The organism is Vibrio sp. R11-SG3-ISO9, assembly GCF_059834255.1.
Genome location: NZ_JCBDGU010000039.1, coordinates 50,729 through 65,143, shown reverse-complemented (window position 1 = coordinate 65,143; position 14,415 = coordinate 50,729). Strand labels below are relative to the sequence as shown.

General features: G+C 44.4%; 11 protein-coding genes. 4 read left to right on the top strand and 7 right to left on the bottom strand.

All coding sequences use genetic code 11. The features are described 5' to 3' along the window. Positions 1–64 precede the first annotated feature (64 nt). The 3 genes from AC6R05_RS12640 (at position 65) to AC6R05_RS12630 (ending at position 4,566) form a co-directional block, all read left to right on the top strand. Positions 65–1,333 (top strand): porin, encoded by a 1,269-nt coding sequence (locus tag AC6R05_RS12640; protein WP_500647561.1) that lies wholly within the window; start codon positions 65–67, stop codon positions 1,331–1,333. 12 nt (positions 1,334–1,345) lie between these two features. Next, positions 1,346–3,784, top strand: coding sequence for a VolA/Pla-1 family phospholipase (locus AC6R05_RS12635; protein ID WP_500647560.1), 2,439 nt, complete (start codon positions 1,346–1,348; stop codon positions 3,782–3,784). A 224-nt stretch (positions 3,785–4,008) separates the two neighbouring features. Next, complete coding sequence (locus tag AC6R05_RS12630; RefSeq protein WP_500647559.1) at positions 4,009–4,566, top strand: PhnA domain-containing protein; 558 nt, start codon at positions 4,009–4,011, stop codon at positions 4,564–4,566. Positions 4,567–4,623: 57 nt separating this feature from the next. Here AC6R05_RS12630 and AC6R05_RS12625 read toward each other — a convergent pair whose 3' ends face one another. The 5 genes from AC6R05_RS12625 to AC6R05_RS12605 form a co-directional block, all read right to left on the bottom strand. Next, positions 4,624–5,907, bottom strand: a complete 1,284-nt coding sequence (locus AC6R05_RS12625; protein ID WP_500647558.1) for a DEAD/DEAH box helicase — start codon at positions 5,905–5,907, stop codon at positions 4,624–4,626. Positions 5,908–6,064: 157 nt separating this feature from the next. Continuing rightward, positions 6,065–6,790 (bottom strand): DUF1223 domain-containing protein, encoded by a 726-nt coding sequence (locus AC6R05_RS12620; protein WP_500647557.1) that lies wholly within the window; start codon positions 6,788–6,790, stop codon positions 6,065–6,067. 143 nt (positions 6,791–6,933) lie between these two features. Continuing rightward, the gene (locus AC6R05_RS12615) at positions 6,934–7,122 is read right to left on the bottom strand and encodes a hypothetical protein (protein ID WP_032552577.1); all 189 of its coding nucleotides are present in this window, start codon (positions 7,120–7,122) and stop codon (positions 6,934–6,936) included. A 311-nt stretch (positions 7,123–7,433) separates the two neighbouring features. Next, positions 7,434–8,435, bottom strand: a complete 1,002-nt coding sequence (locus AC6R05_RS12610) for a TerC/Alx family metal homeostasis membrane protein (protein WP_500647556.1) — start codon at positions 8,433–8,435, stop codon at positions 7,434–7,436. Positions 8,436–8,928: 493 nt separating this feature from the next. Further along, the gene (locus AC6R05_RS12605) at positions 8,929–10,674 is read right to left on the bottom strand and encodes a bifunctional metallophosphatase/5'-nucleotidase (protein WP_500647555.1); all 1,746 of its coding nucleotides are present in this window, start codon (positions 10,672–10,674) and stop codon (positions 8,929–8,931) included. 236 nt (positions 10,675–10,910) lie between these two features. Between AC6R05_RS12605 and AC6R05_RS12600 the strand changes: the two genes are divergently transcribed. Further along, positions 10,911–12,551: an ATP-dependent endonuclease gene (locus AC6R05_RS12600; RefSeq protein WP_032552581.1), complete on the top strand. Its 1,641-nt coding sequence runs from the start codon at positions 10,911–10,913 to the stop codon at positions 12,549–12,551. Positions 12,552–12,711: 160 nt separating this feature from the next. On the opposite strand, the gene AC6R05_RS12595 is transcribed toward AC6R05_RS12600, so the two are convergent. Next, positions 12,712–13,206, bottom strand: a complete 495-nt coding sequence (locus AC6R05_RS12595) for a DUF1097 domain-containing protein (protein WP_032552582.1) — start codon at positions 13,204–13,206, stop codon at positions 12,712–12,714. A 204-nt stretch (positions 13,207–13,410) separates the two neighbouring features. After that, positions 13,411–14,316 (bottom strand): LysR substrate-binding domain-containing protein, encoded by a 906-nt coding sequence (locus AC6R05_RS12590; RefSeq protein WP_150869618.1) that lies wholly within the window; start codon positions 14,314–14,316, stop codon positions 13,411–13,413. Between the last annotated feature and the right edge of the window lie 99 nt (positions 14,317–14,415).

Below are 14,415 nucleotides of genomic sequence, written 5' to 3'. Positions count from 1 at the left end.
TAGCATGGTCGCTCATGTTTGTTTTCACGTATAAGAAAGAAATAAATGCCCTAGGAGGGTTTAAATGAAAACAGTACAACGCTCTCTCGTTTCACTGTCAGTGCTGGTCGCTTGTAACTCTTTAGCTGCCGGATTCCAAGTTGCAGAACACTCAGCATCAGGTTTGGGACGTTCATTTTCAGGCGAAGGTGCCGTGGCAGATAACGCCAGCGTATTAGCACGTAACCCTGCTGCCATGACCCTTTTTGATAAAGCACAATTTTCAGGCGCAGTGTCTATCGTTGACCCGGAAGTTAATGTTACGCAAAACGACGTACCCGGTTCAGGTGGGCAAAGCCAATCGTCGGATGACGTTGCACCATTGCAAATCGTACCGGCGGCTTACTACATCAGCCCGATAAATGACAAATGGGCTTGGGGTATCGGCATGTTCACTAACTACGGTGTTGCAACCGATTATCCAGATGATATTTATGCCGGTGATCTTGCAGGTGATACAGCGCTAGTGTCTGTCAACCTCAACCCTAACCTTGCTTATCGTGTAAACGAGCAAATAAGCGTTGGTGGCGGCGTCAATGTCGTCTATGCACATGCGGAATTAAACCGACATGAAGGTGCTATTTCTAACATCACAGGTAACCCTGCATCTCAAAAATTAATTCAGATGACCGGGGAAACATTCGCTTTCGGTTGGAATATCGGCGGCCTATATGAACTTAACGAGAACAACCGCTTCTCGATAGCTTACCGCTCTGAAGTCGACCTTGACTTTGATGATGGTGAGTTCACCGATTATACAGGCGGAATCGTACAAGGCAGTGCGACCAAAACAACAGGTCGACTTCAAATTACCCTACCTTCGATCATCGAAGTTTCAGCGTTCCATCAGCTGAATGACCAATGGGCAGTCCACTACGGTTGGCAGCAGACACACTGGAGCAGCTTTAAAGAACTTAAAGCAACAAGCCCTGACTGTAATGACGGTATTGCTGGGCAATGTTTCCAAAAGTCAGAAAAATACGACGACAACAATCGCTACTCTTTAGGTGCGACTTACACACTTAACCAACAGTGGACACTTCGTGCAGGTTTTGCCTACGACGAGCAAGCTGGTGAAGCAACGCTGAGTATCCCTGATAGTGATCGTTATTGGTATAGCGCAGGCCTGACTTACGCTATCAACCCAGACCTAACTCTTGATGCAGGCTTTGCGATTGTTCAGAGTAAAGAAGGTGACTTCACCGAGACTAACAAATTAGGCCAAGACCTTTCATTCAGCGCGGAAGGTACAGCTTACCTATCTGCCGTTCAACTAAACTACACCTTCAACTAATGGAATGATGCTATGAAAAAGTTATTTAAAGTTTCAGTCTTGGCGTCAGCCATTATTCTTGCTGGCTGTGGCGACGATACATCCAGCTCAGGTGCTTCAACGACACCGCAATACGAACAACACATTCAAGACTCGTTAGCTCAAGCGACGAATATTAAGTTCCACTTGTCTGGGGCAAATACTTCGGTTCCCCTACCTAGTTTTGCTTTAATGGATAGTACTGATGGTACTTTAGGATTACCGACAAGTGGCAACGATGCGCTAACCAATCCACTAGCAGCTATGAACACTATGGATGGTTGGTCAACCTCAATGCCAATCATCATGAACTTTGAAGGCGCAGGCTTAGCCGACGGCGCTGCTGCTGCAGGTGTCTACCTACTTAAACTTAGCGGTTCATTAACATCTGCAACAGCACCTACTGTCACACAAGTACTGACGCTAGGCACTGATTTCAATGTGTTATCTAGCGCCGCATCGGACACGTTTACGATCTTTTTTAATGACTCTCTCGATGCATCAAGTGAATACGTGTTGGCTCTGTCTAACGAATTGACAGACGTTAATGGCGATCCAGTTGGCATGTCAGCAAGCTATGCTGCGCTAAAATCAATGGCCACCACCTACACAGAAGGTAGCTTGGCTCAAGCGCAACAAGTCACACGTGGTGTCGAACAAATTTTTGCCGGCGCCAATGCCGCAGGTGCGATTACACTTGATACGCAAGACATCATCTATTCAACTTGGTTTACTACCCAATCTATCGGTGACACGCTATTCGCTACTAAAGGAGCCACGGCAACGGGCCTAGGCGGTACCGGGCTCAATGATGTATGGAAAGGAAGTGCAAAAGCTGATGGCGTAGACCTATCTACGGCATATGGAATGCAGTTTGTTTCGACGAAAGAGTTTACTACTGCGCTAGACGAAGATGCAGATTTTGACAAGTACATTGGCGGTGGTGATGCTACAGCGATTGCCTTAGCAAAAGGCGCGATCAACACAATGTACGCTGCTTCCGGAGCCAGTGTAGACGTCAGTGAAGGCTTTGTTCAGCTACCGCATTATCTAGAAAAAGGGGCGGCGAATTGGAATTCTCAGCCATTCGAATCAGCGATGCCGAGCCTAGCTAAAGTTTCTGGAGCCTTGGGTAATAGTGCAGAACAAGCCAATATGGTTGCACAACTTATGGCGGCTGGCATTGATCCTACTCTACTCGCTACGAGCCAAACTGAACAACTTAAACTTATAGGCTTAGATTTAACGCTAGTAGACGGCACTCCACTTGATAGTGAAAGAGTCATCACTAAGTACTCGCCAGTACCACAAGTTAAATCTTTAGAGACTGTTGAGTTTCTGCTGTTCACACCAAATGGCTCAGATCCTACAAATGTCGTGATTTATCAACACGGTATTACGTCAGCTAAAGAAAATGCTTATGCCTTTGCTTATAACTTGGCGCAAGCGGGTCTAGCAGTATTGGCTATCGATTTACCGATTCATGGTACTCGTAGCTTAGACGATGCACGTTCTGCGAACGCAAACGTACTTGCATATTTAAACCTAACCAACTTACCGGTAGCACGCGATAATGTACGTCAAAGTGCTCTCGACGTAATGGGCTTACGTGCATCTCTTGCTGTGTCATCACAAGCTAATTTGTTAGGTGCATCACCGCTAAAAGGCTTCGACCTAACCACAGGATCTCAAGTTAAGTTCTTGGGGCATTCATTAGGTGGTATTGTAGGCACTACTGCAGTCGCCTCATCTAATCGTACGTTAGGTAGTGCAACAGCTGATGCTCTGTACAACTTTAGTGCTGCGGCAATTGAAAACTCAGGCGGACAGATTTCCAACCTTCTTCTTGGTTCTACTGAGTTTGGTCCACAAATCAAGCACAATGTAGCATTAGGCGCATCATCAGAATATGTGGCATTTGCTACGGCAGCTTGTGGAAGTTTGACAGATAAGCAGTGTTACGAAACTTTCGAACAAGGCGCGACAGCTGTTCAAAAAGCACAGATGGAAGCGGCGTTTCAACAGTTTGCGTATGCTGCACAAACTCTGTTAGACACGATCGACCCGTTTACTAATGCGGATCATTTACTAAATGCAGGTTCACCTGTACTTCCTGTTTACATGGGCCAAGCACAAGACGATGACACTGTGCCGAACTCAGTAGCTACAGCTCCATTTGCCGGAACAACACCACTAGCAACAAAACTTGGTTTAAAAGTAGTTGACGCGAGTAGTGTAACACCAGATGGCGTTAAAGATTTTGTGAAGTTTAATAACACAGCGGCACACAGCACGTTTGTTATCCCACAAGACGACACGCAACCATTACCTTTGGATGCAGCTCATCACGCAGCGATGCAAACACAAGCTGTGGATTTCCTACTTGATAACAAGTTAGATTCTGTTTCAAATGCAGCTTCAGTTTTAGAGTAACATTAAGTCTAACCTTAACCCAAAATGCCAGCCTAACCGCTGGCATTTTTATTTGGAACTCTCCTACTTCGTCTCTCGAAAAATCGTTTGCATATAGAATTAAAGCACTTCGATTGATCTCAGCTAAAATTAATCAAGACAGAATACCGTACGAGGCCTTTCATTCTATTAAATAAAGTGGATAATAGCCCCGTAAATTAACACCTAATAAATGTGAGTCCATTATGTCTTCTGAAGCAACTATGCTAGAACGCTGCCAATCTAAATGTGAACTATGTGGTTCTGATTCTTCTCTTACTGCATACGCAGTACCACCACACAGCCACGTTACGGTAGACCACGGCATCATGGTATGTGACAAGTGTCTTGGTGAGATTGACGATCCTAAAGACATCAACCACTGGCGTTGTCTAACAGACAGCATGTGGAGCCAAGAGCCACCTGTACAAGTAACAGCATGGCGCCAACTAACGCGTCTAAACACAGAAAGCTGGGCGCAAGACGCACTAGACATGATGTACATGGAAGAAGAGACTTCTGTTTGGGCTCAAATCGGCATGTCTGCTGATGATAAGCCTCTTGATTGCAACGGCGTTGAACTGAGAAAAGGTGACGACGTAACGGTAATCAAAGACCTGCCAGTTAAAGGTACTAACCAAGTAATTAAGCAAGGTACAGTTATCCGTGGCATCAGCGTTGGTGACGACCCTAAACTGGTTTCTGGTAAAACAAACGGTGGTCAGTCTATGTACGTGATCGCCGAGTTCTGCCGTAAGAAGTAATCGCTTCTGCCAAAAACTCAAAAAGGCGCTCATCGAGCGCCTTTTTAGTATCAAAACCTAGCTATTTTTCAGCCACACATCTTTGTTTTGTGCTGCTTTTTTCTTCTTTTTCTTCTTACCCGTTCCCGCTGGTGGCGCGACTGGTTTAAGTGCTGCAATCAGTTCTGCAACCGCCTCTGCATCCACTTCAAACCCTTCTACTTGCTCTCGATCCAGACGAATCTTGTTCTTCTTCTCGATGATCTTGAAGTGGTGGTAGTCTTCATGGTCGATCAAAGAAAGCGCCAAACCAACCTCTCCTGCACGACCACTTCGACCGATGCGGTGCATATAGTCTGATGGGCTACGCGGCAGATCGAAGTTAATCACAACTGGTAGCTTCTCAATGTCCAGACCACGAGCCGCAATATCAGTCGCGATAAGTACATCGATTTCACCCAACTTAAAGTCTTCTAGAATGCGTGTACGGGAGCCCTGACCTTTATCACCATGAAAGACTTCCGCGATAATACCGCGCTTGTACAGTTTATCCGCTAGGTGCTCACAGCCATTTTTTGAGTTGACAAAAATTAGAGCTTGTCGCCATTGGTTCTCTTTGATCAAATGCGCAAGTAAAGCGGTCTTACGTCCCTTCTCGACTTCAAATACACGCTGAACAAGCGTGCTTGCATTCGCGCTTTGTAGTTGAACCTCAAGCGGTTCGTTAAGTAGTTCTTCAGTCAGCGCTTGTACTTGTTCTGGGAACGTAGCAGAGAAAAGCAAAGTCTGTTTTTTAGTAGGTAACAACTTACGAATAGCGTCTAGCTCTTCCGTAAAACCTAGACTCAGCATTCGGTCAGCTTCATCGAGGATCAGCGTTTTTACACGATCCAATTTAACTGCGTTGCTAGAGACCAAATCAAGTAGTCGACCCGGTGTCGCAACAAGAATATCAGCACCACCACGTAGGGCTTGCATCTGGCGATTTACTGATACACCACCAAATACACAAACCGTTTTAATCGCACCATTAAAATGCACAGCGTATGACTTTACGCTGTCTGATACTTGCTTTGCCAATTCTCGGGTTGGAACCAAGATTAGTCCTGAAACATGGTTTCCTTTACCACGGCTTACCGGGCTTTCATGGAAAACCTGTTGTAATAGCGGCAATGCAAAAGCTGCAGTTTTGCCTGAACCCGTATTTGCGCCCGCAATAAGGTCACGGCCTTGTAATACACTCGGAATCACTTGTGCTTGAATAAGTGTTGGTTGTTGGTACTCAAGCTCAGTTAAGCGAGAAACAAGTGGCGAGATTAAACCAAGCTCTGAGAAGTTGGTTGCTGTTGTGGTATCAGTCATTAATGGAAGAGACTCAATGATAAAATAGAGCGCGCAATACTAGCGCATTTAAGCCTCTTTCCGTACTGATTTCCTAGTAATTACCTAAATCCAAGCTCAAATAACGCGAGTTATCAGGTAAATCTTATCAAATGGGGCATCGAACCTTACCAACTCATCATTGATCAAACCATCCGGCAACGGTTTGTTCCGGTTGATACGAGTTGGGTTTGGTGAGCCACACCGCTACCGCATCCGGCTTAACGACAAGTGGACTAAAATCAATATCAAACTCCCAACTGGACTCACCACGTTGAAAGCCGTTATAAACCACCACGAAGTCATGTTCGAGCTCTCTGCCACGATTCTCACCCGCTTTCACTTGAGTTACTTGGTTCATCGCAAGTAGGACGATATGAGCAATATAGTCGCCATCCCCTTCATAGTTCACTTTAAAGGTATTATCCGAGCGGTTTAGGCTCAAAGCGGGCTTATCGGTTTGCTGCATCGAAGGCAATGTACGATCAAGCCAATTAAAGTAACCACGCCACTCTTTACCATCGACCACGAAGCCGGGTGTATAAACGCTGCTTACAACTCCATAAGCTTTATACAAACGCTGTTTTTGACTAAAAGCTTGGCTAGCGAATTTGTCACTCCAACCTAGATAGTTCCAATAGTCGACATGGTATGCAAGTGGGATTACCTCTTGCCAGAGTTCAGGGTGGGTTTCGATCTTACTCAGATACTCATCAGCCGGAGGACAACTCGAGCAGCCTTCTGATGTGAATAACTCGATAATTTGAGCAGGTTGGCCTTTATGCTCCCAACTTTCAGCAAGAATAGGCGTTGAACACAGCGCAAGCGGTATACCTAGCCAATGACTTTTGCAGATACGACTCATAACGACTCCTTTCCTGATCTTTCTTATCTCACGTGCATTAAGTGCACCAAGTTATAGATAAGACCGAGTCGTCATTAATTTCCTTTCAGACACAAAAAAGCCAGCTACGTGAGCTGGCTTTCATCAATTCTTATCTCGCAAGATTAACGGTAGATACCGATATCTTTTTGCATGTGACCAGAAAGGTCGCTTGCGTAGTAGCTGCGAGGAGTGTTATCAACGAACAGGATATCGATGATGTGTGCAATCAGTCCTTTGAAGTTAACCGCGTAGGTCTTCTTATCCATAGAGTTTGGAACAGCGATAGTATTCATTTGCATTGCTTGAGCCATGATTGCCTCTCTATAAATTTTTTAAGTGTTTCGTCTTGTTGGTGAGAATAATAGGCGATTATTTGCAGGTTAAAAAATGACAAAAACTAGAAGTTCGGATAAGTTTTTCTAATAAAACAAACCATTAACAACCGTATAGAATACGCACTCACACAAAGTGAATTTAAATTCAAATTTACGCTTAAAACTTGAATTTAGTACAAATTAGACTCTAAACAAAGAGGCCAAGGTCACAAAAAATTTACATAAATAAATTCTTTGCTCGCTTGGCCTCGAGAAAATAACCACTATTTAGATAAGTTATTTTGACTTTAATTTGTCTGTTCTATGTCTGACTTATTTCCATAGATAGATGCTATAACCGCGATTGTCATGGTGGTGATCAAAACACCCAATGACCAGTAAGTCGGAATCGCATATTCGCTTTCCACCAGCAGCATCTTGATACCAATAAATACCATGATGAACGCCAGTGCTGGTTTGAGGTAGATGAACTTATCCATCATGCCTTGTAGTACAAAGTACAGCGAGCGAAGACCTAACAACGCAAATACGTTAGCCGCCAAAACCAAAAACGGTTCTTGTGTCACAGCGAAGATTGCAGGGATTGAATCCAGTGCGAACATCACATCCATGACAGCAATCGCACCAATAACTAGCATCATCGGAGTGATCATCCACTTAACGCCTTGTTTCACAATCAATGATGCGCCATGAAACTCTTCGGTCACAGGCATCACTTTACGTAACAGCTTTTCAGGTAGCGTATTCACGCTCTCCTCTTCGCCTTTATCAAGCGCCAATTTCACACCAGTTGCGATAAGGAATGCTGCAAACACATACAGTACCCAATGGTATTGTGCTAGTAACTGAGCGCCCAATGCGATCATAACCGCGCGTAACACAAGTGCACCAATCACACCCCATAGCAACGCTCTAGGACGTAAATGCTCAGGTACTTGGTACTGACCAAAGATCATCGCGAAAACAAACAGATTATCTACGCTGAGCGATTTCTCTAACAGATAGCCGGTAATAAACGAGACCGTTGCTTTCTCCGCCGTGTAGTCGCTATGAGGCGCATAGAATTCCCAAAACAGATAGATTGAGCCTGCAAACAGGAATGCGAGCAAAAACCAAAAGATGCTCCACACAGTCGCTTTCTTAATGGTGACATTACCACCACGAGTCTGATAAATATCGACAGAAACTAATACTAACGTCAGTATGAAGAAGCCCACGTAAGTCATCACATCTGGTGACGTTGACAACGCGTCTTGCTGAGTTGATAAAAGAGATTGAGTTGAGTTCATTATTCCTCCGGGCGGAAGAACTGTTCAAAGACCTTCCGCAAACAAAACAGATCAAGGTCCAAAATGGCACTTGATTGTGATTGCGTTGGTCTCGTTGAAGTGAAATATGGGATTTCACCTTTACGCACCGGATAGACACTTGGCCTAACGAGATGACGATACGTAAACTTGCGCTAACTACTCCCCAAACGCGTGGATAATATTCCCGAATTTGTGTTTCGTCTATATAAATTTGCACTAAAAAAACAAAAAGAGGCAAAAAGCCCCTTTTGTTTGTTGTCGTTGTTAACTGCAGGTGTCAGCCATAGATCGTACTAATCTCTAACGTTCTTTCCTACAGTCCTGCAATAGGTACGAAGTAAACCAGCGCCGACCAAACCGACACCCAACCTACTACGGCTACCGCATCCAACCAATCTTTCTTCCACATGTTTCGTCTCCTGCCAAATAGAGCAACTGCGAAACATCTAGCAAAAAAGATACCAAAAAAGTATTAATGCACTTTTTTATAACAAACCAAACAGTTCTGAGCGTTACGAGTGTTTAACGCCTCTGGGTTTGCTTTTAAAAACTCAATAAAACAGTCCGCCATGGATAGCGTAGTCACCGTCCCTTCTCCCTGCATATTAAGCACTGCGTCATAGCCTTCTTTGCCTTTCATGGTATAGGCAGATGACGAGCCACGATACATCTGTTGACGCTCAACAGGTTGCCAATCACCATTACGAAAGATATCTAGATGATGAATTCGATGCCCTATCGGTGCTTCTGCGTGGTAACAAAATCTTAGATTATGGGTATAAGGAAAACTGCCTGAACCTGTGCCAACGACGCCATTATCAAGCGCATTATTAATTGCACCTTCCAACATAGCGGCAATGGTTTCACCATTAATTTGATAAGTGCCTATCGGTACGGCAAACGGTAGTAACTTTCCGGCAATATCTGCGACTGATACATCACCAGCGTTTAGAGAATTACGCACACCACCAGCATTGTGAATTGCAAAGTCTACATCCAAACCACGTTGATTCATTGCATAGTGGAAGGATTGAGCGACAAGCGGCGCTAGCTCACTTGGCCCTTTTGCATCAGGCACCCGGACATGACGTAGCTTATCCGTTGCTGTCGCGATAATTTGCTGTTGTAGCTGGCGTACTCGCGGAAGGTACTTGTCGGTTAAGATAAACTGAATATCTTGGTCTTTTTTACATACAGAGATATGAGGATGATTGTTCAAGTACTCACAAGCGAGGTCGTGAGCCCCCCCCTGACCTACTTCACTGAGTTTTGCATCGATAAACAGACGGCGGCCAAGAAGCAGTTCATTTCGACCATTGAAGCACACTACTTTTCCAGACTCATCAAATTCAATCTCACAATGGCCTAAAGACATAGAGTGGAAGCCAGCTTGAACGACGTAGGTATCATTGATTTTTACGCCATACTCGTCATCTTTAATCAATCCAATATCAGAAAAGTCACCCTGTAACCTGTGGCTATGCCCTCCAACAATAAGTCCAATACCATCTACCTGACTCGCCATTTCCAAATCACCCTCATAACCTAAGTGACTGAGTAAAATGATCTTATTGATACCTTCTTGCTGAATTTGCTCGATGGTGGCTCTAGCCGTAGCTATGGCGTTCTCAAACGGTGTGTCGATATCTGGGTTCGCAATCAACCCCATTTGGTCGATGCTAAGGCCGAAGATAGCGACTGGCTCGCCATCAAACTCTTTTACGATGTAGCTCGCGCTACGCGTATCAGGAAGGAATGCTTTGACTTGGCTATTGTCAGCTAACGTATGAGTTTTCTTGATATCCTCATTCGATAAATTCCAGTTACCCGCCAACAAAGGAAATTGAATGCGTTTAGCAAACTCGGCAACAGGTTCATTGCCCATATCGAGTTCGTGATTTCCTAGTGTCATTGCATCGATGTTGAGTGCATTCAACAAGTCCGCATTAGCTTTTCCCTTAAACAAAGAAAAGTACAACGTCCCTTGGAAGCAGTCCCCAGCGTGGAGAAACAGCGTATCTTTGCCCTGTCGAGTGGCATCTTCTTTTAGCTGCTTGAATCGAGTTGCGATGCGAGCAAAACCACCAGCGCTTACATAAGGCTCTATGATTTGCTCATTCACTTTTAGTGATAGTTGTAATGACGTTGGTTCAAAGTATGAGTGGGTGTCATTAATATGCGCCAATACCAGTTTCGCTGGCTTATTCTTTTTTGTCATATGTTCTCTCTCTTCTTCCCTTCATACTAGGTCGGGAATCATGACAGAATCGTGAATTTTATGAAACAGCACTGCAAAAAAATACGCGTGATAGATCAATAATCACATTCGGTTCGTTTAAACTTTAGACTCTGTTTTGTGACAACAGAATACACCTAGCACAAAAAGATCGATTATGATTATAGATATCTGTTTGCTTTCAAAGCATTAGCAGATCTTTTGTTAGGAGCAAGCCTATGCAATTAGAACGAATCGAGATTTCTGGATTCAGAGGTATCAAACGGATGTCACTGGCATTCGATGAGCTCACAACGTTAATCGGTGAAAATACATGGGGTAAATCTTCACTGCTTGATGCTTTGTCTGTTGTACTCCCCGCCGATGGCGTGCCTTATCAATTCGAAATGACAGACTTTCATGTAGACTATTCCGTCTCGCACCCGCAATCGCAACACCTGCAGATTGTGCTATCCCTAAAAGCAAATGATAAATCAGAGTTGAATGCTGGGCGTTATCGCAAACTCAAGCCAATATGGGTTCAAGATGAACATGGTACTTATCGAATCTATTATCGAATCAGCGCAACGCTAGAGCAGTATGAAACCACGACTCACTATGCGTTTCTCGATTTAGACGGTAATCCACTTAAACTGCACCATTCAGAGAAGCTGGCTCAAGAACTCATGACACTCCACCCTGTTATTCGCCTTCGAGATGCTCGTCATTTTGATCGTCCGTTTAATGGCAATGGAAATGGTAACGGCCATCAGACTCGGATTGAAAAGCGTATCGATAATACCTGTCGTCGACTCATGGCGATACCAGGCCATGTTAATAAGGGCGAAATGCGCAGCAGTTTAGATTCGATGCAGAGCCTAATTGAGCACTATTTCTCTTTTAAAAGCGTTTCACGTAAAAACCCTCGCAAACAACGCGATGGACTCATGTATTCAACGGGAATCAACGACAAGAGCATTCATGAACTCGTTGAAGAGACCAACAATAAACAGACACGTTTGCTGTTTATGGGCTTACTTAATGCTTATCTTCATGCCAAGGGGCCAAATGACTTAAGACGCTGTGCGCGGCCACTTTTGATCTTAGAGGATCCTGAGGGTCGTTTGCATCCAACGCACCTCGCTAGAGCATGGAGCTTGTTGCAAAAACTACCGATGCAGAAAATCCTGACGACTAACAGTGGTGAGTTATTAGCAGCGGTGCCTTTGCACTCAATTCGTCGTCTAGTGCGTCAGTCAGACAAAACCATCGCTAATCAATTAAACATCTCTCACTTTAGTAAAGACGAACTGCGCCGCATTGGTTTCCATATTCGTTTTCATCGCTCGGGTGCCTTGTTCGCTCGCTGTTGGTTGTTAGTGGAAGGAGAGACGGAAGTCTGGTTGTTTAATGAGTTAGCGAATCAATGCGGCTATAACTTAGCGGCAGAAGGTGTGCAGATTATTGAATTCGCCCAATCTGGGTTAAAAGCGCTGATTAAGGTAGCTAAAGAGTTTGGTATAGATTGGCATGTCGTGACGGATGGCGATGCGGCTGGTAAGAAATACGCTGCGACTGTACTCGCGAAACTTGATAATGACCAACCTCGGCACCGACTCACAGAGTTACCAGAGAAGGACATCGAACACTACCTTTATATGAATGGCTTTGAGAGCTTCTTTAGAGATATGGTTAAGATCCCTTACGATCACCCTATTCCGCCAAAGAAAGTCGTGGCTCGAGTGTTGAAGAAACACGCTAAGCCTGATCTGGCGCTTGCTATTGTCTCACACTGTGAAAATCGAGGTCTTGAGTGCATTCCTCTACTGCTTCGCTGGACACTTAAACGAGTCATTACCATGGCCAACGGCAACACATAGCTCTTACAATTTAACTCTTCTTCCGTCTCAAAAAGAAAAAAGGCACACCAAGTGGTGTGCCTGTATAAAAAGTCTATACAAATTAATTGGGGGTTATCTTTCACAGGGACATATCCAATCCGACAACACCACTGAAACCTACAATTACTTTTTCAATAACTTACGCTTCAACGCGGTTGGCGTGCTGTTCTGCCTTTGGAGAAGATTGAGATGATTTTTCGTGAAGCCATACGCCACTCGTCTTCATCAAGTAACCAAACACACCACCTAGCAGTAGTGAAGGCACGACTAGTTGCCAATCACCGGCAGCGGCAAACGTTGCACAAGAACCGATAAAGGTCCCTGGAATGTAAGCTAACCAGGTCTGTTTTGCTTGAATACACATGAAGAAAGCGACAATAGCAGTGATTACGTAGCCTAGGATCTCTAAACCAGCAAAAGTAGAGCCATGAATGATAACCATTGCCCAGAATACGCCTGTCATGTTAGTGAGTAAGCTGCTCAGCAGCCCTTTCACACCATCGGTAGGTGATGCGAAATAACTGGTGCACCCTAAAAAGCCAGCCCATGAGAGCAAACCAAAAGAGATAGCAATCCAGCCCCAAAGACCTGACAAAATACCTGTTGTTAACGAAATCGCGACTAATGTACTCATACTATTTCTGAACTCACAGCGCCCGTTTAGCACTAAAATGTTCAGCCTCACTAGAAATCAAGTAAGCATAGTATGGTAACTAACAAAGAAAACGGACGATCTAGGTCACAATTACAATGTATGAAAGTGACGCTTTATCAGTAGATAGAGACCGATATCGCTTATTCAACAGATATCGGTATTAAGAAAAGAGCAGAAAAGTGGTTATAGAACGGAAGGACGACTCTTCATCATGCGTTTTCCTTCACGCTTAATGCACTCAGCTAACGGGTTTTCGGCCATATCTGCACGCCAGATAAATGAGAGCGTTCTCTCCATTTCTAATTCAGGCACATTCAAAGTAACTAACTGACCCGATTCGATAAAGCGCTCAACATCAAGATATGGTAAACAAGTTAGGTAAGGTCCATTTGCCACCAAACTTCTCAACACAGGTACGTGCTCGTACTCTCGCCAAACGTCTAAATCGGCAATTAAATGATGAATAGAGCTATCAAAAACTTTGCGAGTACCTGATCCATGTTCTCGAAGTACCCATTTCGCTTGCTCAAGTTGAGCCAAACTCACTCTTTCACGCTTGGCAAATGGGTGATGTGCCGAGGCAACAACGGTGAGGTGGTCTGTACACCACACTTCTTGGTGAATTCGGTTGTCATCACAGCGCCCTTCAATGACACCTAAGTCATATTGATAATCAAGAACGCCTTCAATAACCGACTGAGTACTTTGCACGCCAAGTGATATGCGCATCTCTGGAAAGTCGTTATCAATAATACTGATGAGGTCTGGAACCAAGTGTTCCGCAGGGGTTTGGCTAGCGCCAAGACGTAGTTCACCACTAAGAAGATGCTGTTCGTAGAAACCCATTTCTATCTGTTGTGCATCTTGAAGAAGGCGTTTTGCTTTAGGTCTCAACCACATACCCCAATGGGTTAACGCCATCTGCTTCCCCTGCCGTTCAAACAAGGGCCTGCCTAACATCTTTTCAAGTTGAGCGAGTGACATACTGGTAGCCGACTGAGTCAGTGCAAGCTTATCCGCCGCTTGGCTTACACTTCCGGAATCTGCAACGGCGTCAAAGACGGCAAGCTGCTTCAATGAATAACGCAAATTTCTTCCTTAATTTCTTGTAATTATCTGTATTCCGACGCTCTTTTTTTATAAAGCCTTTGAGCAATCGGTTTCATTGTACCCTGTCATTTTTCTATA